Source organism: Bacillus sp. Marseille-Q1617, assembly GCF_903645295.1.
GTDB lineage: Bacteria > Bacillota > Bacilli > Bacillales > Bacillaceae_B > Rossellomorea.
The window spans coordinates 558,600-583,162 of the sequence record NZ_CAHJXM010000002.1; the positions used below are offsets into that span (position 1 = coordinate 558,600).

A 24,563-nucleotide genomic window follows, 5' to 3' on the forward strand; every position below is an offset into this window, starting at 1 on the left:
ATGTTTAACTCCCTATTCATCGCGATCGTCTACACCGTATTGAGTTTATTGATTTGTTCGATGGCAGCCTACGCGTTTGCCAAGTTTCGTTTTAAAGGCAGAAACATCATCTTTGGTGTGTTCCTGCTTTCGATGATGGTCCCTTACCACGCAACCATCATCCCTCTGTTTAAAATGATGGCGGGCTTCGGCTGGCTGAATACGTATCAGGCAGTGATCCTGCCGAACCTTGCGTATCCGTTTGCCATCTTCCTCATGAGGCAGAATATGCTGGCGTTCCCGACTTCCTTGATCGAAGCGGCGAGAATCGACGGCTCCGGAGAGTGGAAGATTTTCTTTAAAATTGTCCTGCCGTCCATGAAGCCTGCACTCGCGGCAACGGCGATCTTCTTGTTCCTTTATCAGTGGAACAGCTTCCTATGGCCATTGATCGCATTGTCGTCCAATGATATGTACACATTCCCGGTTGCACTGTCCAGTCTTTTCGGACTTTCCCGGATCGATTACGGTCAGGTCATGGCAGGGGTGACGATTGCAACGATTCCAATCATCATCTTCTTCCTGGCACTTCAGCGACAGTTCATTTCAGGGATGCTTGGAAGTGCGGTGAAATAATTTTTTGCTGAAATACCGCTGGTGATAAGAACGAAAGGAAAGGATGACTCAACATGCCAATCTATGTGTCGGAACAGACGAAACAATTTCATCTTCAGGGGAAAAACGTCAGCTATATTTTCTCCGTCATGGAAAATGAACAGCTCGGACAGCTTTATTTCGGGAAAAAAGTGAAGCAACGCCACGACTTTTCCCATCTGCGCCAGCTTCCGGCAGAGCCATTGGGGAACGCTTCGTTCCCTTATGAAGGAAATCAGTTTTTTTCACTGGAATTCTTGAAACAGGAGTATCCCGGTTTCGGGACAAGTGATTACCGTGAGCCTGCGTTTGTTTTAAAATATTCGAATGGGAGCAGGACGTCTCACTTCATTTTCAAAGGTTATGAAATACTTGCAGGGAAACCTGGACTGGAAGGGCTGCCCGCGACCTATGCAGAACGTGAAGATGAAGCGGAGACGCTGGTCATCACATTGGAAGATGCGACGGCCGGAATCCAGATGGATGTGTTCTATACGGTGTATCATGAGCGGGACGCAGTTGTTCGCAGTGTGAAGCTCCGGAATGTAGGGGCTGAACCCGTGGTGATCGAGCGCTTACTCAGCGCATCGGTAGATTTGCCTCATTCCGATTTCGAATTCATCCATCTTCATGGTTCTTGGATACGCGAACGCCATGTGGCAGCAAGCCCGCTCCGAAAAGGGCTGCAGTCGATCGACAGCAAAAAAGGGGTATCCAGCTCGCTTCACAATCCATTCTTTGCGCTGAAGTCCCCGGAAACGACCGAATCACAAGGTGAAGTATATGGATTCAATCTGGTGTACAGCGGAAATTTCTTCGGCGGTGTCGAGGTTGATCTCTATGATACATCCAGGGCATTGCTTGGAGTGAATCCATTCGGGTTTGAATGGAAACTGGAAAGCGGAGAGGCATTTCAGACGCCTGAAGCCGTCATGGTGTATTCCGATCAAGGTCTGAACGGTATGAGTCAAACCTTCCACCGCCTCTATGAATCCAGGCTAGTCAGGGGCGAGTGGCGCGGGAAGGAACGCCCGATCCTCATCAATAACTGGGAAGCGACATACTTTGATTTTAATGAAGAAAAGATCCTCGAGATCTGCCGTTCGGCCTCAGAGCTTGGAATCGAATTGTTTGCACTGGATGACGGGTGGTTCCAGGGACGCAATGACGATACGACGTCGCTGGGTGATTGGACGGTTGACCGGAGCAAGCTGCCGGATGGAATCGCTGGCTTGAGTGAAAAAGTCTCGGAGCAAACCGGCATGAGCTTCGGTCTTTGGGTGGAGCCTGAAATGATTTCCGAAAAGAGCGACCTGTACAAAGCCCACCCGGACTGGGTACTCGGCGTGAAGGACCGGCCGCTTTCACACGGCCGGAATCAATTCATCCTTGATCTGTCCAAGCAGGACGTGGTCGATTATTTGGATGAAACCCTGTCCGCGATCCTTTCTTCATCAAGGATTTCGTATGTGAAATGGGACATGAACCGAAATATGACGGAAGTGGGGTCCGACTCTGTTGGCAGCGACCGTCAGGGAGAGGTCGCCCACCGGTACGTGCTCGGTCTCTATCAGCTGCTTGAAAGGCTGACCAGCAAGTTTCCGCATATCCTGTTCGAATCCTGCGCAAGCGGGGGGAACCGTTTTGATCCGGGCATGCTCTATTACATGCCGCAAACGTGGACGAGTGACAACACCGATGCCATTGAACGCTTGAAGATCCAATGGGGCACTTCGCTTGTGTACCCGCTGTCATCGATGGGCGCACACGTATCGAGCTGCCCGAATCACCAGACAGGCAGGTCGACGCCCCTCGATACCCGGTTCCACGTCTCCATGTTCGGGGCGTTCGGCTACGAGCTCGATGCCACTCGATTTTCAGAGGAAGAACAGCAGGAAGTAAAGAAGCAGGTTGAATTTGTAAAAGAAAACCGCCAGCTCCTCCAGTTCGGTTCATTTTACCGCCTGTTAAGTCCATTCGAAGGCAATGACACTGCCTGGATGGTCGCGGATGCCGAAAAAGGTGAGGCCATCGCAGCATTTTACCGGACATTGGCCGTCCCGAACCCATCCCTGAAACGGATCAGGCTGCAGGGGCTGGACCCGGATGCCCTGTACGAAATAGAAGGGACGGGACAAACAGTTCACCGGGCGTACGGAGACGAGCTCATGAACATCGGGCTCTTGATCCCCCCAATGTTCAGCGGCACCGTCGTCACTGAAAACACTGTGATAAAAGGAGACTTTCAATCATTAATCTGGAAGTTAAAGGAAGTCTGATAAGAAATCCCCATATTGATGGAAATTCAGGCTGATTTGTTTTAAAGTAAAGAGTGGTATGAATTTAAGTACAGGGTTGACCTACTTTTTTTCAAAGAAAATGTACTTTTGAATAATAAAACCGGCTCCAGCTGTTGATTGGAGTGCAAGGCGAAGACTCCTGCGGGAGAAGTGGCCAATGTGAGACCCCACAGGAGCGCAGCGACGAGGAGGCTCACGGGTCACCCGCGGAAAGCGAAGTCTTGCACGGAAATCAACAGCGGCTTTAGAAGAGCATTCAAAATAACAATCAAAATGCAAGAGAGAAGTAAGTCGAGCGGCCCGCTTCTCTCCCAGGTAAATAGCAATAAAGGGGGAAGTGGGATGGCCACTTTAAAAGACATAGCACAAAAAGCGGGAGTCTCACTCGCGACCGTTTCAAGGGTCCTGAACTATGATGCTTCACTGTCCGTAACGGACGAAACGAAGAAGAAGATTTTCCAGATCGCCCAGGACATGAATTACAAAACCCTGAGGAACCGGAAAGACCCTCAGCAAATCAGCGACCGACTCCAGTTTGGCCTGGTTTATTGGTACTCCGATCAGCAGGAAATGGCCGACCCATACTACATGGCCGTCCGCAACGGGGTGGAGCGGGAGTGTCAGGAAAGAAACATCGACCTCGTCAAGCTGTTCAAGAACGGTAACACAATCGACCCGACCAGGCTTTCAGAACTCGACGGCATCATTGCGGTCGGGAAGTACAGCCAATCCGAAATCGATGCTTTTGAAAAAGCAGCCCGCCAGCTGGTCCTCGTCGATTACTCACCATCGGATGACTACGACTCCGTGGTCGTCGATTTCAGGAAAGCGATGACCGAAGTGCTCGACTACCTCTTGAGCCTAGGCCATAAGAGTATCGGATACATCGGCGGAAAGGAATACGTCCTCGATGAAGAGCCGATCCGGGACGAACGGGAAGTCACGTTCCGGGAGTACCTTTCATTGAAAGGACTCCATAACCCCGCCTTCATCTGGACGGACGGGAACTTCACGTCGGAAAGCGGCTACAGCCTCATAAAGGAAGCCCTGAAAAAAGATGATGTCCCGTCAGCCTTCTTTGTCGCATCGGACTCGATGGCGATCGGAGCGATCCGTGCCCTTCATGAAGAAGGAATCGCCATTCCGGACGAAGTGTCTATCGTCGGATTCAATGACATCGCAACATCAAAGTTCCTTCAGCCTTCCCTGACGACTGTGAAGGTCTACACGGAATTCATGGGTGAATCAGCGGTGGAACTCCTTCTCGACCAGATTCAATCAAAGCGGGAATTGGCGAAGAAAGTAGTGGTACCGGTTCATTTAGTGAAGCGGGAGAGCTGCAGCGAAGCGGCTGATAAATAAGGAGAAGCTCTTTTTGGATCGTTGGTCCGGGAAGGGCTTTTTTTTGTTTAACAGTGGTTTTGCCAAAGATTAGTACAAGTGAGCCTGGCTCAAAGGGTCTGGTTTGAGCCAAGCTCGATCTCTATGTTTTGAACCATGCACCGAAGCAGCGCCTTTGAAGGAAAGGCTTCAATCCATTCGGGTGCCAGGCACAATCCGGCTGTTCTGTTCCTGGCACAATTAGCCCCTTTTGTGCCAGGAACAATCACCCCCTCGTGTGCCAGGCACAACCATAATCCAACCTACCCATTCCCCGTTCCCAACCTCCCCAATAAAAATATTTCAAACCAAGGTGTCCTTTTCCTCCCCCGATCCCTATATAAAAGGTGAAAGGAGGTGAGGCACCATGGCAACAGCGGATTTGAAAGGAACAAAGCTGAGGTTTGCATACAACGACGGGATGGATGAGAAAGGCAACCCGAAGTACAAGTACAAATCATACAGCTACATCAAAGGCTCGGCTACTCCGGATGAGATGCACAGCGCAGCTCAGTCACTCGCAGGTCTTTCAGAGAAAAACTTATTCAACGTAGAAAAGATTCAAAACTTCGATATCAACGCGTAATGACGTTGAAATTTAAGAGGGAGGAGGAGATCTCAACATGGCAAAGGTACTTGAATTAGAATTTAAAACCGAAACTGGCAAAACAGCGAAAATCAGCGTCAACGATCCCATCGACCCGATCGATACAATCCAAGTCAAAGCAGCAATGGACAACTTGATCACAACCGGCGTATTCGGAAGCTCAGGCGGCGCGCTAGTAAGCGTAGACGGAGCACGTGTGGTAGAACGTAATGTGACGGATTATGAAGTTTTATAATAAGTGACCCAAGCCCACCTCGTAATCTCAATACGAGGCGGGCTTTTCAATTTTAATTAAACGTTTGTTTAAACCTTCAAAACCTTTCTCCATCGAGGATTTGAGACGTTAATCAAACGTTTGTTTAAAAGTTAAGTGCTTCCTCCAAGGAAGGTTTTTGTCTTAATCCATGGTCAACCGTAACATTGATTAATTGTCTCACTCCAGCGTTGATTGTAGTAGAAGACGTAGACTCCTGCGGGAAAAGCGAAGCAGTGGAGACCCCGCAGGCAAAGCCGAGGAGGCTCCACGCTCGCCCGCGCAAAGCGAAGTCTTCCACGGAAATCAAAAGCGGTATACAAGGAAAATTTTTCAGTTCAGCCTATCCCCTTTAACCACAGCAAAGAAATCGCTTACATAAAAAACAAACTCAAAATCCCTTATTGACTTCCCAAAACAAACCATATATCATCTCCTATAAGATTAAAAACTTCGAAAATTAAATACTTTCAAATTATCAAGAGCGACCGAGGGATCAGGCCCTGTGACGTCCGGCAACCTCCAATTATGGAACGGTGCTAATTCCTGCAGAATGGATTTCATTCTGAAAGATAAGTCGATGACATAAACGCGATGCTTCTTTCAGTAATTGAAAGAAGCATTTTTTATTTGGCCAAACATCAATACATAAAGAAAAGGGGTGTGAATGATGATCCAAATCAGAAATCTAGTAAAAGAATACAAAACAAAAAAGCAAACGGTGCTTGGTGTGGATAATGTCTCCGTCACCATTCAAAAAGGAGAAATTTTCGGTATCGTCGGTTACAGCGGGGCCGGAAAAAGCTCGCTTATCAGATGCCTCAATTTACTGGAAAAGCCGACATCAGGGGAGATCATCATCGACGGACGGGACTTGACGAAGCTGAAATCCAGAGAACTCCGCCTCGCACGCCAGAAAATCAGCATGATTTTTCAGCACTTCCACCTCATCAAAGCGAAAACGGTATACGAAAACCTTGCTTTTGCCTTGAAAGCAGCGAGGGTGCCAAAGGCAAAGATCGAACCAAGGGTGACAGAACTGCTCGAGATGGTGGGGCTGAGCGACAAAGCTCAAGCCTATCCGGCACAGCTGAGTGGCGGCCAGAAGCAGCGGGTCGGCATCGCAAGGGCACTCGCGAACAATCCTTCCGTCCTGCTGTGCGACGAAGCGACTTCGGCGCTGGATCCGAGCACGACCAAGTCGATCCTTAAACTTTTAAAAGACATCAACAAACAACTGGGACTGACCATCGTCCTCATCACGCACGAAATGGAAGTTGTAAAAGAAATCTGCGACAGGATGGCCGTCATGCAGGACGGCAGAATCGTGGAGGAAGGCCCTGTGTATGATCTTTTCGCCAACCCGAGACAGCCGCTTACAAAACAGTTCATCGAAAACATCCTGCAGTTTGAACTGCCGCCTCACTTACTGAAGAGCCGGACGGGCAAGCTGATCAAAATCCAGTTCAAGGGCTCTATCGCAGAAGAGAGTGTCGTATCTGAAGTGTTCCAAAAATATAAGGTCCGAGGCAATATCCTTCATGGGAAAATCGAGTATATCCAGGAAACGCCGCTGGGGATTTTCATCATGGAGCTGATAGGAGAGGATGCTGAAATACAGGCCGCCATCCGCTACATAACAGCTAAAACACAAAGTCTGGAGGTGCTCGACCGTGCTGCCTGATTCATTGATTGCGATTTTACCAGAATTAAATAAAGCATTCCTGGAAACCGTCTATATGGTCGGGATTTCATTGGCCATCGCGATCCTGCTGGGCCTGCCGCTCGGTGTCCTGCTTTTCGTGACAGACAAGGGATTGTTCCTGCAAAACGGCTTCATTAAAAAAATCGTCGGCTTCGTTGTCAACATGGTCCGCTCGGTTCCGTTCATCATTTTATTAGTTGCACTATTACCTCTTACAAAAATATTGACGGGAACGACGATCGGACCGACGGCGGCATCCGTTTCGCTGTCTGTAGCGGGGATTCCGTTTTTTGCAAGAATGGTAGAAACGGCCCTTCGCGAGATTGATAAGGGAGTCATCGAAGCCTCGGTGTCGGTGGGGGCGAGTCCATGGATGATCATCAAGGACGTCCTGCTGCCGGAAGCGAAGCCGGCCGTCATCCAGGCCATCACCATCACAACAATCAGTTTGGTCGCCTATTCCGCTATGGCAGGAATCGTAGGCGGAGGCGGTGTCGGTGACCTGGCCATCCGTTTCGGCTACTACCGTTATGACAATACGGTCATGATCACCACGGTCGTCGTCTTGATTTGCTTGGTGCAGCTCATCCAGTATACGGGCGATGTTTTTGCAAGATTAGTAGATAAACGATAAACAACCTAGGGGGAAGATTTCATGAAAAAGTGGTTTTTACTTTTAGTAGCAGCATTGACAGTAAGTTTGCTTGCGGCGTGCGGTGGAGAAGAAGCAAGCTCGGAGGATAAAAAAGAAATCACGATTGGGGCGACATCAGGTCCGTACAGCGACATGGTGACAAAAGCCATCAAACCAGGGCTTGAGGAAAAAGGATACACCGTTGAAGTAAAGGAATTCAGCGACTACATCCAGCCGAACAACGCACTCGCGCAGGGGGACCTCGACGCGAACCTGTTCCAGCATAAAATCTATATGGAAACATTCGCAAAGCAGCACGGCATGGAGCTTTCGGAAGTCATCGTCGTACCAACAGCACCGATGGGCATCTACTCGAACAAATTTGATTCGATCGAAGACATCAAAGAAGGAAGCGCCATCGCCGTTCCAAATGACCCGACAAACGCTGCAAGAGCGTTCCAAATCCTAGAGGATGCGAAGCTGATCACATTGAAAGAAGGAACAGATCCATTAACGGTTTCTGAAAAAGACATCGACAAAAACGTGAAAAACCTTCAATTCAAACCGATCGAAGCGGCACAGCTTCCACGGGCAGTGGAAAGCGTTGACCTGTCGGCAGTCCCAGGGAACTATGCACTGGCTGCAAAAATGGATCTGCTTGACGCACTGCAGCTTGAAAACATGCCCGACCAATATCGCAACCGTGTCGTCATGAACACCAAAGACGTCGATTCCCAGCTTGCTAAAGACATCAAAGCAGTCGTCGAAGCAGCTGAATTCGAAAACGTCATCGACGAAGAATTCAAAGGCTTCGGGAAGCCGGAGTGGATGGAATAATTTCATACTTTAATGTAGTGAGGGACGGGCCATTAGCTTGCTAAAGGCCCGTCCCTCGTTGCGTTAGTGCATGAAAACCCCGGAAGTTTTGTTCATACAACCTCTTACCCTTTCATATACTTTACTCACGTTGGTTATTCATTTCCAATTTGGAATTTCAGGAAATTAGAGCATACAAGTTAATACCTTTGTGTAGAGACCCGGAGAATTCACATCATGAGCTTAGGCACACCTAGGTTATGTTTGTGATTCTTTTTTTTGTCCAGGATTGCTTTGAATTGTACCAGGTACACCGGTTGTATTTTGTACCTAGTACAGGATCGACGTGCTGTACCAGGTACAACAGAGACGATTTACACCTGGTACAAAACTGATGAAATGCACCAGGTACACTGGCTGTATTTTGTACCTGGTACAAAACCGATGAAATGTACCAGGTACACAAAAGAAAGCAACCCATAAATGAAAACGCTGTATATGTATCAAAGCCAAAGTGAACAAGGAATCGGCGAATGCAAGGGGGAGAAAATGTGAAAAAGGTTGAGCTCATTGATGTATCAAAATCATACGACAAAAAGAATGAAGTCATCACCAATATTAACGTGACGGTCGAGCCTGGCGAATTCTTTGTGCTGGTCGGGCCGTCCGGCTGCGGGAAGAGTACGATGCTGCGGATGATTGCGGGGCTGGAGGATATTACGGCGGGTGTTCTAAAAATAGGAGACGAGGAAGTGAATAACCTGCCGCCGAGCAAGCGGAATATTTCGATGGTTTTCCAGAACTATGCCCTCTATCCACATCTGTCTGTTGAAGAGAATATCGTTTTTGGCTTGCACGTAAAGAAGATCCGGAAGGCAGAGAGGAAGGCGCGGTGTGAAGAGACGGCGAAGATGCTTGGTCTTTCTGACTATCTGAAAAGAAAACCCCGCGAGCTTTCCGGCGGGCAACGACAACGGGTGGCACTCGCCCGCGCCATCGTCAACCAGGCCCCGATCTGCCTGATGGATGAACCGCTCTCCAATCTCGATGCCAAACTGAGGGCACATATGAGGTCGGAAATCAGGCAGATTCAACGAAAGCTTGGAATTACGATGATTTACGTCACCCATGATCAGGTCGAAGCGATGACGATGGGGGACCGGATCATGATTCTTCACGACGGAAAGATCCAGCAGATCGGGAAGCCGATCGATATCTATAATAACCCTGCCAATCCTTTCGTTGCGACCTTCATCGGTTCTCCTCCGATGAATATCGCTGAAGCGGAGTATAATTCGGAAACTTCGCAGCTCCATTTTGGGACCGATGGTAAAATCGCCATTCCAAAAGTAGATGAGAAGTTCATGAAATCTGGCCGCATCATTGTCGGCATCCGCCCTGAACATCTGAAAGCGGCCACAAAAGAAACCGAAGAAGGGGACAAAATCAATGTTGAAGTCATCAATGTTGAGGTTCTTGGAAACGAAACAATTTTCTCCTTCATGCTCGGTGAAAAAGAATGGATGGCCAAGTGGACCGGTCAGTGGCGGATCAATGTGGGGGACGTGATCCCTGTTGTCATCAATTACGAGTCTCTTTGCTTCTTTGACAGTGAGACACAGCAGATCGTCAAAACCCCGACGGATATTGAAAACTATATGTTTGACCAAGAGGTGCTCAAATGAAGGCCGGCCTGAATGCAGCACCGCCAAGCCTTTGGAAGAGGTCGCTGAACGTCAGGACCGCCATGCTCTATCTTTTTCCTTCTATCTTATTATTTGCTGTGTTCATTTTTTATCCAATGTTCCGGACACTGTATCTCAGCTTTTTCCTGACCGATCAGCAGGGGACTGCCGCGTTGTTTGTCGGCCTTGAAAACTATGCTTATTTACTCGAGTCGCCAGAGTTCAGGAACAGCATCAAGGCGACCTTCCTATTTGTGCTGTATACAGTCCCTATCGGAATCATATTGGCGCTTTTCCTTGCCCTCATTGCCAATGAAAAATTGAAAGGGATCGGCTTTTTCAGGACGATGTATTCCTCGTCCATGGGGATATCGGTAGCGGCTTCCTCGGTGGTATGGTTATTCCTTTTCCATCCGAGTGTCGGAATGTTCAACCGGCTGCTGCACCTCCTGCATCTGCCTCAGGTGCAATGGCTGCTCGATCCCGAATGGGCGTTGATATCTGTGTCCATTTCGACCATCTGGCTTAACACCGGATTCTCATTTTTAATCATCCTCGGTGGTCTTCAGAACATCAATGAGTACCTCTATGAAAGCGCACGGATCGACGGGGCGGGGTATTGGTATCAGCTGAGGAGGATCACGATCCCGATGCTGTCGCCGACGCTCTTTTTCATCATCACGATATCGCTGATCAACGCGTTCCAGACATTCGGCCAGATCGACATCCTGACCAAGGGAGGCCCTTCGCAGTCTACCAATCTCATCGTTTATTCGATTTACCGTGAAGCCTTCATCAACTATCAATTCGGAACGGCGAGCGCGCAGGCAGTCTTCCTGTTCATCTGTATCCTGATCGTGACGATCCTGCAATTCAAGCTCGGGGAAAAGAAGGTGCATTATCAATGAGTATGCCGAAGAAAATATTGCTGTATGTCCTGCTGACAGTATCAGCTTTTCTTGTGTTTTTCCCGGTGCTGTACGCATTTATGATCAGTTTCATGACGGGTTCGGAAATCCTTCAGGGTAAATTCCTGCCGCAGTCATTCACTCTGGAAAACTATTTTAAGGTGTTCGAGCGGCTGCCGCTCATGAATTACCTGATCAATAGTTTTGTCGTGTCATTCGGTGTAATGCTCGGGCAGCTCGTTGTCTGCAGCATGGCTGCATATGCGTTTGTCTTCATCCCGTTCAAGGGGAGGGACTTCATTTTCTTCTTATTCATATCGACGATGATGATCCCGTGGGAAGCGACCATGATCCCGAATTTCTTTACGATTCAAAAACTGGACTGGATCAATACGTATCAAGGGCTGTCGCTGCCATTCTTCGCGCTGGCTTTCGGGACGTTCCTGCTGCGCCAGCATTTTAAAACGATCCCGAAGGAACTGCATGAAGCGGCACAGGTTGCCGGCTTGAGCCGATTCGCCTTCTTCTGGAGAGTGATCCTGCCCGTTTCAAAAACGAGTCTCGTGACGCTCGGGGCATACGGGTTTCTGACAACCTGGAATATGTATCTATGGCCGCTCCTCGTGACGACCAATGATTCGGTCCGAACGGTCCAAATCGGTCTGAAGCAGCTGCAGACACAGGAAATGGCGACCGAATGGGGAGTCGTCATGGCAGGCGTCATCATCGTCATCATCCCGACCCTGCTGCTCTTGTTCCTCGGACAGAAGCAGCTCCAAAAAGGATTGACTCAGGGGGCATTGAAGTAACGGTGTTTCACATGCCTGCTGCTCTCAGTGAGTCCGGGCATGTTTTAGCATAAATAACAAAAAGGGGTGTTACCGAAAATGAAAAAGAAACTGAGGATGCTGTTCATTTTTAGTGTGCTGGCTGTCATGCTTTTCACGACGGCCTGCTCGAACAGTGAAAGTGAAAAGCCGAAAGAAGACGGTTCAGATGATGGAAAGAGTTCGGGACCAGTGGAGATCAACTTCTGGCATGCCATGTCAGGTGCCGGACAGGAAGTGCTTGATGGGATCGTTGCTGATTTCAACAACTCTCAGGATAAGTACAAAGTAAACGCGGAATTCCAGGGGACCTATGAAGAGTCTCTGACAAAACTGAGGAGTGTCGGCGGTACCGAGAATGCTCCTGCGATCACCCAGGTGTTTGAAGTCGGGACGAAGTACATGATCGAGAGCGGCTTCATCGAACCGATGCAGACGTTCATCGATAAGGATAATTATGACGTCTCACAGCTTGAGGAGAATATCCTGAATTACTATACGGTGGATGGAAAGCTTTATTCCATGCCGTTCAACTCCTCCACACCGGTGATGATCTACAACAAGGACGCCTTCAAAGAAGCGGGGCTCGACCCTGAAAGTCCACCTCAAACCTTTGAAGAAGTAAAAGCCGCTGCTGAAAAATTGACGAAAAAAGATGAGCGTTTCGGCTTCTCCATGCTCACATACGGCTGGTTCTTTGAACAGCTGGTTGCCACACAAGGCGGGTTGTATGTAAATGAAGAAAACGGCCGTGAAGGAGATGCGACAGAAGCAGTCTTCAACGGGGAAGAAGGGCTGCGCGTCTTCAAGTTCCTCGATGACATGAACAAAGCCGGTACATTCGGAAACTACGGAACTAACTGGGATGACATCCGTGCTGCTTTCCAAACCGGGAAAGTCGCCATGTACCTCGACTCATCCGCAGGTGTAGCCAACGCGATCAATAGCTCCCCGTTCGAAGTGGGCGTAGCGTTCATTCCGTATCCTGAGGAAGTGGAGCGCCAGGGAGTCGCCATCGGCGGAGCGTCCCTATGGATGTCAAAAGGGATCTCTGAAGAAAAGCAGGAAGCCGCTTGGGAATTCATGAAGTACCTGCAAACACCGGAAAGCCAGGCGAAATGGCATATCGGAACAGGCTACTTCGCGATCAACCCGGCTGCTTATGATGAAGACATCGTGAAGCAGGAGTGGGAGAAGTACCCTCAGTTTAAAGTGACCGTTGAACAGCTTCAGCAGACGAAACCTTCTGTTGCCACTCAAGGAGCACTGATATCTGTCTTCCCTGAATCCCGTCAGCAGGTGGTAACGGCACTTGAGAATCTGTACCAGGGAACCGATCCACAGGAAGCATTGGATCAGGCCGTGGAAGGGACGAATCGGGCGATTGAGATAGCGAATAAGACGAAGCAGTAAGATAGGTAAGATATAATTGGCCTTCGGTTTCGGCACCGCTTGTAACAATGAGCGAACCCAACCGAAGGTCTTTTAATGCATTAACGCATCGAGGGACGGGCCATAAGTTTGCTAAAGGCCCGTCCCTTGTAGTTTATATCGTTTCATTTCCCATAGAATAGCGATGGGATTTCAAGAAACCTTTTATCATCTAACATTCTTAAATTCTCTATTAATCTCTTGAACTTTAGAGCAGAGAGCCATTAAATAAGTCGAATAACCTCTTTTTTTACATAAGTAAGTAGAATAATAGTGCTTTTTGCTCAAGGAAAATAAGCCTCTTTAAATGAATTTCTAGTAATGTTATGAAAATTTGTGTAATTAAGGAAGGTGAGGGTTTAGATTACAAGTAACAAAAAATAAAAGGAGATGAAACGCTTAAATGAAAAAACGTCTATTTCATGCTTCACTTTTATCTATCATTCTAGTATTTATTCTATCGACAATTAGTGTTGGTGCTGCCCCTCAGGCGAATAAAGTCAGTACACCTCAAGCCCAGACACCTCCTGAACTAGCAGAAATCTTCGGTAATCTGGATACCACGTCTTCGAAAGTCACCAGCGTCATTGTAGAGCTGGAGGAAGAATCAGTTGTAGAAGCAAAACATAAAGGAAAAAAGCAGTCCAAAGCCAACTTGGCAAAAACACGCAATAAGGTAAAAAAAGATGTTAAGGATGCAGCAAAATCAAGTAAGGTGAAACGTGAATATGATCATGTGTTCTCAGGTTTTTCCATGGAGCTCAAGTCAAATGAAATTCCGAGTTTACTGGCTGTACCCGGGGTGAAAGCAGTATACCCGAATGTTACATACACCGTGACAGGTTCTGAGGGTGTAACCATCGAAGAGGATGCTTATCACCCTGAGATGCTGGACAGTGCACCTTTCATCGGAGCGGATGAGGCATGGGAATCCGGTTATACAGGTGAAGGAATCACAGTCGCTGTCATTGATACTGGTGCAGATTACACACACCCTGATTTAGCTCATGCGTTTGGCGACTATAAAGGATATGATTTTGTCGATGATGATCTAGATCCGCAGGAAACACCAAAGGGGGATCCACGCGGAGAAGAAACGACTCATGGAACGCACGTATCTGGTACAGTTGCAGCAAATGGGCAGATAAAAGGGGTTGCACCTGAAGCGACTTTGCTGGCTTATCGTGTGCTGGGCCCTGGCGGCAGCGGTACCACTGAAGACGTTGTGGCTGGAATCGAAAGAGCGGTTCAAGACGGTGCCGATGTCATGAACCTGTCCTTGGGTAATAGTTTAAATAACCCTGACTGGGCGACGAGTATTGCACTGGATTGGGCAATGGCAGAAGGTGTCGTTGCAGTTACATCCAACGGAAATGCAGGACCTGATAATTGGACGGTCGGTTCACCTGGAACTTCACGTGATGCCATTTCTGTAGGGGCGACTCAGCTTCCTTATAATGTATACACTTCCGAGATTACGACGACAGGCGGAGTTGCGTATGAAACGGATAAAGTGATGGGCTTCGCAAGTGATGAAGAACTGCTTGCCCTTAATGGAAATGAGTATGAATTTGTTTATGCCGGGTTAGGGACACCTGAGGAATTTGAAGGAAAAGATGTAGAAGGAAAAATCGCACTCATCAAACGCGGTGCCATTCCTTTTGTTGATAAAGCATCAAATGCCAAGGCTGCCGGTGCTATAGGTGCAATCATCTTCAATAGTGCACCAGAAGAATTCGAGTATGAAATTCCAGGGATGGCGGTTCCGACTTTTAAGATGTCAGGGACTGACGGTCAGAAAATGCTTGATGAGTTAGAAAAAGGAAATAATACAGTAGCGTTTGATTTGGAGTTCGACCGTGAAATCGGGGAAACGGTCGCTGACTTCTCTTCACGCGGACCGGTCTTGGATACCTGGATGATCAAACCGGACGTTTCCGCTCCTGGAGTAAATATTGTGAGTACAGTTCCGACACATAATGGAGAGAATCCACACGGATATGCTTCTAAACAAGGAACAAGCATGGCATCCCCGCATGTTGCCGGTGCTGCTGCCTTACTGCTGGATGCCCACAGTAATTGGGGTGTGGATGATGTAAAGGCAGCCTTGATGAATACTGCCGTTAATCTTTATGATAAATCAGGTGAAGCATACCCTCATAATACACAAGGGGCAGGGAGTATCCGTCCGGTGGATGCAATCAATGCGAAAACCCTTGTCACACCTGGAAGCCATTCGTTTGGTGTCTTTTCAAAAGACAAAGGAAAGCAAGTAGAAAAACAGCATTTCATGATCAAAAACCTTTCGGATAAACATAAGAAGTACAGTTTTGATGTTGAATTTGAAGGGAATCCGGTTGGAATCAAAGTGAAGACCAGCAAGAACCTGAAAGTCAAAGGGAATAAATCACAAAAAGTAAATTTTAAAGTCCAAGTAGACGCAAGTAAATTAGAGCCGGGCTACTATGAAGGGACTGTCACAGTCAGTGACGGTGAGAGTGAAGTAGAAGTTCCGACCATTCTCTTCGTTAAAGAACCCGATTATCCACGTATCGATGGGGGTGTAACGGTAACTGAGACAGAGAACGGATATGACCTTGAAGTTTATCTGCCGGGCGGAGCAGAGGAAGCAGGCATTTGGGTATATAAAACTGATATGACTCATGTTGGGGACGGTCCTGTTTATACAGACTTACCTAAATACTACAACACGTTAAGCTGGGACGGCAAAATAAACGGTGAAAACCTGGCACCCGGCGACTATTATTTCTTTGTTTATGCAGTTAAAAATGGACAGATGGACTACACTAATAGTGATGTCATTACTGTAGAGTGAAATATCAATTAAAGCGTTGAGAGACGGGCCATGTAGAAAAGGCCTGTCTCTTTTTGTTTTTACTAAGGATGAATGCAAACTATAACCTATAAGCAAACTAAAAATGGGTCTAATTTCATATCTTATGTAACATTTGTAAGTCTAAAGTTCTGATTTTGTAAAATAATTGAAAATATCTTAAAATTCGACGAAAAGATGCTATATTAAAAAGGAAGCTTAGTCAAAATTCTACATACTAAGCGGTTATTGGAAAAAATTCGTGGAGGTGTTTTCATAGGATAAATAAATATCCGCCTGAAAATCTTATGGGGAAAAGGACGGGTTTTCGCGGAGAGAAATGACATCTTATGTAAGCGTTCGCATTATAAGGTTGGACCAAATTTACTGTTAAACAAAGAAAGAGGAGGAACCAGTTTGAAAATCATGAAAAAACAGTTGTTTATTTTGACAACGATCTTTGCCATGCTGGTTGGATATATTGCTCCAATCGGTTCGACAGCTTCTGCTGCCGACTATATGTCGGTTCAGGAAGCGATTGAGAATAATGAGGGGACCGGAACGGTTACTGGTTATATTGTAGGTCATACAACATCGACCAATAGTTACGATTTCGAAGCGCCTTTTAACAATGACTATAACTTTGCTATTGCCGATAGCATTGATGAAACCGACCCTGCTAAAATACTGCCGGTACAAGTTCCGTCTGTTTTCCGACCGGCTTTTGGCCTCCAGACAAACCCTGATATTATTGGTAAAAAAGTAATTGTTACTGGAGACTTAACAGCATATTTCAATGTCCCTGCATTAAAAAATGCTTCTGCCATGTCCTTCGAAGGTGAACAGCCGGAAGAACCAACCCCATACGAAGGCATTGAAGGTTTAAGCATCCATGACATCCAGGGAGAAAGCCACACATCTCCTTATGTCTCTGAAAAAGTAAAAGAAGTGGAAGGGATCGTCACACATGTCGACGATGCAAGCAACTTCTACATGCAAGACCCTAATCCGGATGAGAACCCTGAAACGTCCGAAGCATTGCTTGTCTATAAGCCCGCTCACGGAGTACAGGTCGGTGACCATGTAAAGGTTGACGGCCAGGTGAAAGAATGGGTACTCGATGGTTATAGTGAAAAATTAGATACAGACTTGGCGATGACAGAGCTGAACGCTCAATACGGAAACGTTGTTGTTGTCTCAAGCGGAAATACTCTTCCTGAAGCTCTTGTAATCGGTGAAGATGTAACACCGCCAACTGAAGTGATCGACAATGATCAATTCGCTGAATTCGATCCGGAACAAGACGGGATCGATTTCTACGAAAGCCTGGAAGGAATGCGCGTAGCCCTGGAGAGTCCTACTATCACAGGACCTCAAAAATATGGTGAACTTCCAGTCATCACAGAGCAAGTCGAAGGAAAAACCTATACAAAAGAGGGAGCACCTCTACTGACAAAAGAAAATCAAAACCCTGAAAGAATGTTCCTATTATTGGATAACCGTGATTATGTTGCGAAAACGGGCGATCAATTCAACGGAACAGTAAATGGTGTAGTCAGCTATGGCTACAGTAACTTCAAGATTTTAGTTAACGAGGCAGAACTTCCGGAATTGAATGAACGTGAATTCACTCCAGAAGTGACGACGATCGAAAAAGATAACGAGGAATTATCCATTGCTGCATACAACATCGAAAACTTTGCAGCTTCGGATACAGATAAGCGTGACAAGCTTGCCAAATCAATGGTGGAGAACTTGAACTCTCCTGACATCATTGGCCTTGTGGAAGTGCTGGACGAAAGTGGAACGACTGACGATGGTACTGTTAAAGCAGATGCCAATTACAAAGCATTAAGCGATGCGGTTGCGAGCTTCGGCGGTCCAACGTACGCATGGACTGAAGTTGCTCCTCAAGATAAAGAGGACGGTGGAGTTCCAGGAGGAAATATCCGTGTCGGCTATCTTTACAATCCTGAACGAGTGACTCTTGCTGAAGCTCAAAAAGGCGATGCAACTACAGCTGTTGCTTATGAAGATGGCTCTCTAACGGTCAACCCGGGCAGAATCGATCCGACAAACCCTGCTTTTGATGACAGCCGTAAGCCATTGGCTGCTGAATTCGATTTTAACGGTGAAGAAGTGATTGTCATCAACAACCACTTCAATTCCAAAGGCGGAGACCAGCCGTTATTCGGTAAGAACCAGCCGCCTGTTCTGGGCAGTGAAGCACAACGCCTGGAAATCGCACAAATTGTTAACTCTTTTGTATCAGATATTCATCAAAAGAATGCGGATGCAAATGTAGTAGTAATGGGAGATTTGAATGACTTTGAATTCTCTGCTCCATTACAAACACTTAAAGGCGATGTTTTAACAAACCTTGTTGAAACACTTCCTGAAAACGAAAGATACACGTACACATACCAAGGAAACGCACAAGTTCTTGATCATATACTTGTTTCCAACCATTTAGCTGCTGGTGCTGAGTTTGATATCGTCAACTTCAATTCTCCATATATGGAAGAGCACGGCCGCGCAAGCGATCATGATGCACTAGTTGCCCAGCTTGATTTTGCAGATGAAACAAATGGTGAATTCGATCTTTCCATCATGCACACAAATGATACGCATGCCCATGTTGAAGGATATCCACGTTTATTCACAGCAGTAAACGAAGTTCGTGCAGAAAAAGAGAATGCCCTGCTATTAGATGCTGGTGACGTATTCTCAGGCACACTTTACTTCCGTCAATATGAAGGTCTTGCTGACCTTTGGTTCATGAACGAGCTTGGGTACGATGCAATGACATTGGGGAACCATGAGTTCGATAAAGATTCAGAAACACTTGCTAATTTTATCAAAGAAATGAACTTCCCGATGGTATCCTCAAACGTTACCGTGACTGGTGATGCTGACTTGGAACCACTGGTAAAAAATGAAATCGGACAGCCGGGAGAAGGCGGAAACATCTATCCTGCGCTTATCAAAGAAGTAGATGGAGAAAAAGTTGGGATCTTCGGATTGACGACTCCAGACACAGCTTTCATCTCGAATCCTGGAGAAAATGTTGTATTCGAAGACGCGGTTGAAAGTTCGACTGCCACGATAAATATGCTCAAAGAAGAAGGCGTAAATAAAATTATCGCACTTTCTCACTTAGGCTACTCCCATGATTTAGAGCTTGCTGAAGCCGTGGAGGGCCTCGATATCATCGTCGGCGGACACTCTCACACGGTTCTTTCAGAACCTGTTGTAATTGAAAAAGAAGAGCCTACGGTCATCGTGCAGGCTGGCGAGTATCTGAACCTCCTTGGTTTATTGGATGTAACGTTCAATGCTGAAGGTGTTTTGACAAGCCACGCTGGTGAAGTGCTTGATCTTGAAAATTACGAAGAGGATGCAGAAGCTCTTGCAAAAGTACAAGAGTACAAGGCTCCACTTGAAGAATTGAAAAGTGAAGTTGTAGGTTCAACGGAGGTTGCACTGAATGGTGAGCGTAATGACGTCCGCAGACAAGAAACGAACCTGGGTAACCTGATCACTGATGGAATGGTTGCAAAAGCGAACGAATTTGTAGAAACCTATATCGGGCTGCAAAATGGCGGAGGAATCCGTGCTTCGATTGATGCCGGGGAAATCACCCTTGGTGAAGTTCTCACTACAATGCCATTCGGTAACCAGCTTGTAACCCTTGACCTTACTGGACAAGAAATCCTGGATGCCCTTGAGCACAGCGTATCCCGCGTGGAAGGGGAAGATGCACCGGGTGAATTCCTGCAGGTATCAGGAATCAACTTCAAATATGATGTAAACAAACCGGCTGGCGAAAGAGTATGGTCTGTCGAAGTGAATACGGCTGACGGATTCCAGGAAATCGATCCGGAACAAACATACCGTGTAGCGACCAACGCATTCACTGCGAATGGCGGAGATGGGTATGATATGTTTAAACAGGCAAAAGATGAAGGCCGTCAAACAGATCTATTCCTAGTGGATTTTGAAGTATTTACGGATTATCTGGCTAAAAACAGCCCTGTTTCACCTGAAGTGGAAGGAAGAATCGTCCAAGAGGTTGAGCCTGATGAAGAGCCAATCTTAACCGGATGGGTTTACAGTGATGGTAACTGGTACTTCTACAACGAAAATGGTGAAATGCAAACAGGTAAAATCGAATGGAACGGCAAGAAGTATCACTTGAATGAAGATGGAACCCTTAAATTTGGAGGGGCTAATTCGAATGCGAAGTGGCTGCGACCTAACGCAGAAGATAAAAAAGGTTGGATTAAATCCAATGGAAAATGGTTCTTTATGAGTGAAGAGGGACCTGAACAACCAGGTAAGAAGGGAAAGAAAAGCTAGATAAATTAATCACAAATGAAAGGAACAGAGTCTCTCTGTTCCTTTTATTTGTAATCCTATTGATAAGACCTAATATCGATTAATCGATATATTGTACATAATAGATAAACGCGCTGCAGTCGAAGCCCGCTGTTGAGGAACTTCCCCATAATAGGGACCTCCCCCATGTGTTTTGAAAAAGTCAAAACTCGCCACAGTGAGTTTTCTTTATCAATGAGGGAATAAAATGTCTTTTGTTTTTAATAGTTAATTAGTCTTTCTTTAAATTCCCTTAAAACTTTCCTTCGTTCTTCATATTCTTTAGAATCAGCGTCTTCCCAGAGCTCAAGGTCTGCACCTCGTTCAATTAAGTTTATAGCAGTTTTACGAACTTGTTCCTGGAGGCATTTTTTCTCCAATTGTATAGATGAAAGACCAATATAAACTAGAGACATTACCTCCAAATCCTCTTCAGGATCAAACTCTTCTACATATTCCTCCAAGATTAGCTGTGTAGCTTCTTCAGGTGTATTTCCTTCATCTAAGTAGTCAATAAAACTATCTCTCACATCATTAGTTGTATCATCATCAAATAGTCCTGTTCCCCAAGCACCCATATTAACACCCCTTAATTATTAAATTACCTTTTTTAATAATTCTATAAAAAGAAAGAATTACCTTCTTACCTGCAAACCCAAATACTTATACAACGTCAAATAAAAAGAAAATCACGTTGGCCTTAATCAAACGTCATTATTTATGCCATTTATTAAGAAAGCCCCTAATAGAGAATCGTTTATGAAATTTATGGAGTATTTTCTTGGGGAAGACTGTGTAGATTACTATTACTCTTTTCTATCCCTAGAGCGGAAAAATTTATTAAAGTTGTAAGTACAAAAAAAGAACCGGTCTTTAAAAGACCCGTTCTTTTTAAGAAATTAAGCGTTAGCTGTCTCTTTCTCAGCCTCAATCACTGCCAAACGCTCAGCCACTTCTTCCTCAGTCAAACCGTGTTCGATGATATAACGGTTTTCTTCGCTTCTGCGGCACTCATCAGAGCAGCTTCTCATATATTTATGCTCGTTTTCTTCTGAGCAAAGGATTTTCTTGTTACATGGCGGGTGTGCACAATTCACATAGCGCTCACATGGCTCGCCGTCAAAGTAGTCTTTACCGACAACGACATGCTCTTTGCGGTTGACTGGCACTGCAATACGTTCATCAAATACGTAAAGCTGTCCGTCCCATAGATCGCCTTGCACTTCTGGGTCTTGTCCATACGTGACAATTCCACCGTGCAGCTGAGCAACATTCTCGAAGCCTTCTTTCAATAACCAGCCTGAGAATTTCTCACAGCGGATACCACCTGTGCAGTAAGTGATGATTTTTTTGTCAGCCAATAGTTCTTTATTTTCACGGACCCAATCCGGCAGGTCGCGGAAATTGCGGATATCAGGTCTGATCGCACCGCGGAAGTGACCAAGATCGTATTCGTAGTCATTACGGGCATCAAGAAGAATTGTATCTTCACTTTGGATCTGCTCAAAGAAATCTTTTGGCGCTAGATATTCACCAGTGATCTCATGAGGGTTCACCTCATCTTCTAGACGAAGTGTCACAAGCTCTGGACGATGTTTCACTTTTAATTTTTTGAAAGCATGCTCGTCTGCTTCATCAATTTTGAAGACAGTATCGTGAAAATGAGGATCATTTTTCATAGCTTCCATGTATGCATCTGTCTGCTCGATTGTACCAGAGCATGTTCCGTTGATTCCTTCTGAAGAAATCAGGATGCGTCCCATTAGACCCAGCTCCTGGCATAATTCCTTATGCTTCGCAGTCACTTCCTCAGGGTTTTCGATTGTTACATAGTTGTAGTACAGAAGAACTCTGTAAGGTTTTTGACTCATATTAAATTCCACCTATCGATTTATATTTGCAAGATATAATCTTAGGATCTTGTTCCTTATTACTCTTACGACAGTATATTATATCAAAAAATATACCTCGTGCACCAGTTTTACTGAAAAAAGTAAGGGGAGTGGGAGGAAAAGAAGGTGTAATATGGAAAGGACTAAAGGGCTGAATCTTCTATATTGGACATACATCTTGGAAGAGAGAATACATTTAAATTGAAATTAATTCATCAATTTGAAATAATTAGAAATAAGAAAACCAAGGGGGCTCACATTACATATGTTTAAAAAAATGTTCTTGCTTAGTCTGGTTGCTGCGGCGGGAATTTTGATGGCAGGCTGTCAGGAGAAAGCTCAGCCTGATGATCGATTGAAAGAGTATGTCGATCTTTGGAACGACAAGAAGTTTGAAAAAATGTATGATTCATATCTTTCATCTTCCGCAAAAGAAACCTATAAAAAAGAAGATGTCGTAAAACGGACAAATGACATATATGAAGATTTGGCTGTTACGGATCTGAAGGTAAATTTTAAAAAGCCAAAAGAAGAAAAAGAGTGGGATAAGGAAAAAGAGGCAGATTTCCCTGTCACTATCACAATGAATACATTGGCGGGCGAGGTTTCTTATGAGGAAACTGTCACCCTTCGGAAACAGGAAAAAGACGATGAAGAGAATTGGTATGTCGATTGGAAGCCGGCATTCATCCTCCCTGAATTGGAAAAAGGGGATAAAGTCGGCGTTGAGAGTATCCCTGCCAAGCGGGGCGAAATCTATGACCGGAATGAAAATCCGCTGGCAATAAACGGTGAGGCTTTTCAAATCGGCATCGTGCCAAAGGAATTTAAAGACAGCGATCTGAAAAAGCTGTCATCCCTCTTGGAAATATCGCCTGAAGCGATTCAGAAAGAATTAGATCAAAGCTGGGTCCAGCCCGAATATTTTGTACCGGTTAAGAAGCTGCCGATATCCGAACGGCCGCTAGCACTGGATATCATCGAGCTGCCTGGCCTCTATTCAAAAAGAGTGGAAGCCCGCCAATATCCTTACGGTGAAGCGGCTGCCCATATTACAGGGTATCTCGGAAAAATTAACGCAGAGAAGCTGGAGAAATTAAAGGATGAAGGGTATACGGCGCAATCCTTACTCGGTATAAGCGGGGCGGAGGAAGTATACGAGGAGAAGCTCCGCGGTCAAAGCGGTCAGCGAATCTATCTGACTAAAGTGAACGGAGAAGAAGTGACGGTCGCTGAACAGGAAGTGGAAGACGGGAAAAAAATCATGTTGACATTGGATGCCGAAATGCAGAAAAAACTGTACGACCAGATGAAGGATGAAGTCGGGACGGCCGCGGCTGTCAATCCTGAAACTGGAGAGGCATTGGCACTTGTGAGCGTCCCATCCTATGATCCGAATGAATTTGCACTCGGGATGGCCGGTGATAAGTTTGACAAGATTTATAACGATCCCGATCAGCCGTTGCGAAATCGTTTCAACAAGACGTATTCACCAGGTTCTGCGATGAAGGGAATCACCGCTTCGGTTGGCTTGAAGTCAGGGAAGCTTGATCCCGACAAAACGTTTAAGATAAATGGAAAGACGTGGAGAAAGGATGAATCCTGGGGAGGTTACAAGATTGTCAGGGTCTTTGATAATGACAGCGTAGTGGATCTCGAAAGTGCCATGAAGTACTCGGATAATATTTACTTTGCCAGAGTGGGAATGGAAATGGGTGCTGAAACCTTTATCCAAGGTCTGAAGGATTTCGGGTTCGGTGAAGAGATTCCTATGTCTTACCCCGTTACGAAATCGCAAATTTCTAATGACGGCAGCATTTCCAAAGAAATCCTGCTTGCGGATTCAGCCTTTGGGCAAGGAGAGGTCCTGATGAGTATTGTTCACCTGGCCAGTGCTTATGGCGGCATCATCAACGATGGCACCATGATGAAGCCGGTTCTCTTGAAGGATGAAGAACAAGGAGTGTGGAAAGAGGGGCTGTTGAGTCCTGAGCAGTCTCAGCTGATGAGAACGAACCTCCGGAAAGTCGTTTCTGAGGGAATCGCGGGTAAGGCTCAGGTTGCCGGTAAAGAGATAGCTGGTAAAACTGGCACAGCCGAAATTAAATCGGAACAGGGAACGACAGGGAAAGAAAATGGATTGTTCGTTTCCTATGACCAGAAGAATCCTGAGTTTGTACTCGCGATGCTTCTTGAAGGTGTGGAAGACCGCGGCGGAAGTACGCATACGGTACAGGTGGCGCAGAAGTTCTATTCGAATTATTGATTGGACTTAACTTGAT

17 protein-coding genes and 1 riboswitch are annotated in these 24,563 nt (G+C 46.1%); of the genes, 15 read left to right on the forward strand and 2 right to left on the reverse strand.

Annotation, left to right across the window (positions count from 1 at the left end; all coding sequences use genetic code 11):
- The 14 genes from HWX64_RS14240 to HWX64_RS14305 all read left to right on the forward strand — a co-directional run bounded on the left by HWX64_RS14240 (window position 1) and on the right by HWX64_RS14305 (window position 20,371).
- The gene (locus HWX64_RS14240; RefSeq protein WP_368495592.1) at window positions 1-615 is read left to right on the forward strand and encodes a carbohydrate ABC transporter permease; all 615 of its coding nucleotides are present in this window, start codon (window positions 1-3) and stop codon (window positions 613-615) included.
- Window positions 616-668: 53 nt separating this feature from the next.
- Window positions 669-2,912, forward strand: a complete 2,244-nt coding sequence (locus HWX64_RS14245) for an alpha-galactosidase (RefSeq protein ID WP_175990204.1) — start codon at window positions 669-671, stop codon at window positions 2,910-2,912.
- A gap of 363 nt (window positions 2,913-3,275) precedes the next feature.
- On the forward strand, window positions 3,276-4,295 hold the full coding sequence (locus HWX64_RS14250; protein ID WP_175990205.1) for a LacI family DNA-binding transcriptional regulator: 1,020 nt from the start codon (window positions 3,276-3,278) through the stop codon (window positions 4,293-4,295).
- 385 nt (window positions 4,296-4,680) lie between these two features.
- Window positions 4,681-4,899: a DUF1659 domain-containing protein gene (locus HWX64_RS14255; protein ID WP_175990206.1), complete on the forward strand. Its 219-nt coding sequence runs from the start codon at window positions 4,681-4,683 to the stop codon at window positions 4,897-4,899.
- Window positions 4,900-4,936: 37 nt separating this feature from the next.
- Entirely contained in the window at window positions 4,937-5,155 is a 219-nt protein-coding gene (locus tag HWX64_RS14260; protein WP_175990207.1) for a DUF2922 domain-containing protein, read from the forward strand.
- Between the two features lie 490 nt (window positions 5,156-5,645).
- Window positions 5,646-5,752, forward strand: a riboswitch (SAM riboswitch).
- 91 nt (window positions 5,753-5,843) lie between these two features.
- Window positions 5,844-6,857 (forward strand): methionine ABC transporter ATP-binding protein, encoded by a 1,014-nt coding sequence (locus tag HWX64_RS14265; RefSeq protein WP_175990738.1) that lies wholly within the window; start codon window positions 5,844-5,846, stop codon window positions 6,855-6,857.
- Window positions 6,847-7,512 carry a methionine ABC transporter permease gene (locus HWX64_RS14270; protein WP_175990208.1) on the forward strand — a complete coding sequence of 222 codons (666 nt, stop codon included), beginning with the start codon at window positions 6,847-6,849 and terminating at the stop codon, window positions 7,510-7,512. The genes HWX64_RS14265 and HWX64_RS14270 overlap by 11 nt, the downstream gene beginning before the upstream one ends.
- 21 nt (window positions 7,513-7,533) lie before the next feature.
- The gene (locus HWX64_RS14275) at window positions 7,534-8,349 is read left to right on the forward strand and encodes a MetQ/NlpA family ABC transporter substrate-binding protein (RefSeq protein ID WP_175990209.1); all 816 of its coding nucleotides are present in this window, start codon (window positions 7,534-7,536) and stop codon (window positions 8,347-8,349) included.
- Window positions 8,350-8,879: 530 nt separating this feature from the next.
- A complete protein-coding gene (locus tag HWX64_RS14280; protein WP_175990210.1) occupies window positions 8,880-10,013 on the forward strand; it encodes an ABC transporter ATP-binding protein in 1,134 nt (377 codons plus the stop codon).
- On the forward strand, window positions 10,010-10,921 hold the full coding sequence (locus tag HWX64_RS14285; RefSeq protein WP_175990211.1) for a carbohydrate ABC transporter permease: 912 nt from the start codon (window positions 10,010-10,012) through the stop codon (window positions 10,919-10,921). The genes HWX64_RS14280 and HWX64_RS14285 overlap by 4 nt, the downstream gene beginning before the upstream one ends.
- Window positions 10,918-11,730 carry a carbohydrate ABC transporter permease gene (locus HWX64_RS14290; RefSeq protein ID WP_175990212.1) on the forward strand — a complete coding sequence of 271 codons (813 nt, stop codon included), beginning with the start codon at window positions 10,918-10,920 and terminating at the stop codon, window positions 11,728-11,730. Before HWX64_RS14285 ends, HWX64_RS14290 begins: the two co-directional genes overlap by 4 nt.
- A gap of 78 nt (window positions 11,731-11,808) precedes the next feature.
- Window positions 11,809-13,161 (forward strand): ABC transporter substrate-binding protein, encoded by a 1,353-nt coding sequence (locus HWX64_RS14295; RefSeq protein ID WP_175990213.1) that lies wholly within the window; start codon window positions 11,809-11,811, stop codon window positions 13,159-13,161.
- A gap of 421 nt (window positions 13,162-13,582) precedes the next feature.
- Window positions 13,583-16,015, forward strand: coding sequence for a S8 family serine peptidase (locus HWX64_RS14300; RefSeq protein ID WP_175990214.1), 2,433 nt, complete (start codon window positions 13,583-13,585; stop codon window positions 16,013-16,015).
- 423 nt (window positions 16,016-16,438) lie between these two features.
- Window positions 16,439-20,371, forward strand: coding sequence for a 5'-nucleotidase C-terminal domain-containing protein (locus tag HWX64_RS14305; protein ID WP_254871194.1), 3,933 nt, complete (start codon window positions 16,439-16,441; stop codon window positions 20,369-20,371).
- A gap of 239 nt (window positions 20,372-20,610) precedes the next feature.
- On the opposite strand, the gene HWX64_RS14310 is transcribed toward HWX64_RS14305, so the two are convergent.
- Both HWX64_RS14310 and HWX64_RS14315 read right to left on the reverse strand, forming a co-directional pair.
- Window positions 20,611-20,967, reverse strand: coding sequence for a MarR family transcriptional regulator (locus tag HWX64_RS14310; RefSeq protein ID WP_175990216.1), 357 nt, complete (start codon window positions 20,965-20,967; stop codon window positions 20,611-20,613).
- Window positions 20,968-21,288: 321 nt separating this feature from the next.
- A complete protein-coding gene (locus tag HWX64_RS14315) occupies window positions 21,289-22,260 on the reverse strand; it encodes a rhodanese-related sulfurtransferase (RefSeq protein WP_175990217.1) in 972 nt (323 codons plus the stop codon).
- 286 nt (window positions 22,261-22,546) lie between these two features.
- Between HWX64_RS14315 and HWX64_RS14320 the strand changes: the two genes are divergently transcribed.
- On the forward strand, window positions 22,547-24,547 hold the full coding sequence (locus HWX64_RS14320; protein WP_175990218.1) for a penicillin-binding transpeptidase domain-containing protein: 2,001 nt from the start codon (window positions 22,547-22,549) through the stop codon (window positions 24,545-24,547).
- Window positions 24,548-24,563: the final 16 nt, after the last annotated feature.

Coding starts and splice junctions, on each gene's coding strand:
- HWX64_RS14320 (WP_175990218.1), top strand. CDS start 22,547: ATGTTTAAAAAAATGTTCTTGCTTAGTCTGGTTGCTGCGGCGGGAATT.
- HWX64_RS14240 (WP_368495592.1), top strand. CDS start 1: ATGTTTAACTCCCTATTCATCGCGATCGTCTACACCGTATTGAGTTTA.
- HWX64_RS14315 (WP_175990217.1), bottom strand. CDS start 22,260: ATGAGTCAAAAACCTTACAGAGTTCTTCTGTACTACAACTATGTAACA.
- HWX64_RS14265 (WP_175990738.1), top strand. CDS start 5,844: ATGATCCAAATCAGAAATCTAGTAAAAGAATACAAAACAAAAAAGCAA.
- HWX64_RS14260 (WP_175990207.1), top strand. CDS start 4,937: ATGGCAAAGGTACTTGAATTAGAATTTAAAACCGAAACTGGCAAAACA.
- HWX64_RS14275 (WP_175990209.1), top strand. CDS start 7,534: ATGAAAAAGTGGTTTTTACTTTTAGTAGCAGCATTGACAGTAAGTTTG.
- HWX64_RS14250 (WP_175990205.1), top strand. CDS start 3,276: ATGGCCACTTTAAAAGACATAGCACAAAAAGCGGGAGTCTCACTCGCG.
- HWX64_RS14285 (WP_175990211.1), top strand. CDS start 10,010: ATGAAGGCCGGCCTGAATGCAGCACCGCCAAGCCTTTGGAAGAGGTCG.
- HWX64_RS14295 (WP_175990213.1), top strand. CDS start 11,809: ATGAAAAAGAAACTGAGGATGCTGTTCATTTTTAGTGTGCTGGCTGTC.
- HWX64_RS14245 (WP_175990204.1), top strand. CDS start 669: ATGCCAATCTATGTGTCGGAACAGACGAAACAATTTCATCTTCAGGGG.
- HWX64_RS14290 (WP_175990212.1), top strand. CDS start 10,918: ATGAGTATGCCGAAGAAAATATTGCTGTATGTCCTGCTGACAGTATCA.
- HWX64_RS14255 (WP_175990206.1), top strand. CDS start 4,681: ATGGCAACAGCGGATTTGAAAGGAACAAAGCTGAGGTTTGCATACAAC.
- HWX64_RS14310 (WP_175990216.1), bottom strand. CDS start 20,967: ATGGGTGCTTGGGGAACAGGACTATTTGATGATGATACAACTAATGAT.
- HWX64_RS14305 (WP_254871194.1), top strand. CDS start 16,439: ATGAAAAAACAGTTGTTTATTTTGACAACGATCTTTGCCATGCTGGTT.
- HWX64_RS14300 (WP_175990214.1), top strand. CDS start 13,583: ATGAAAAAACGTCTATTTCATGCTTCACTTTTATCTATCATTCTAGTA.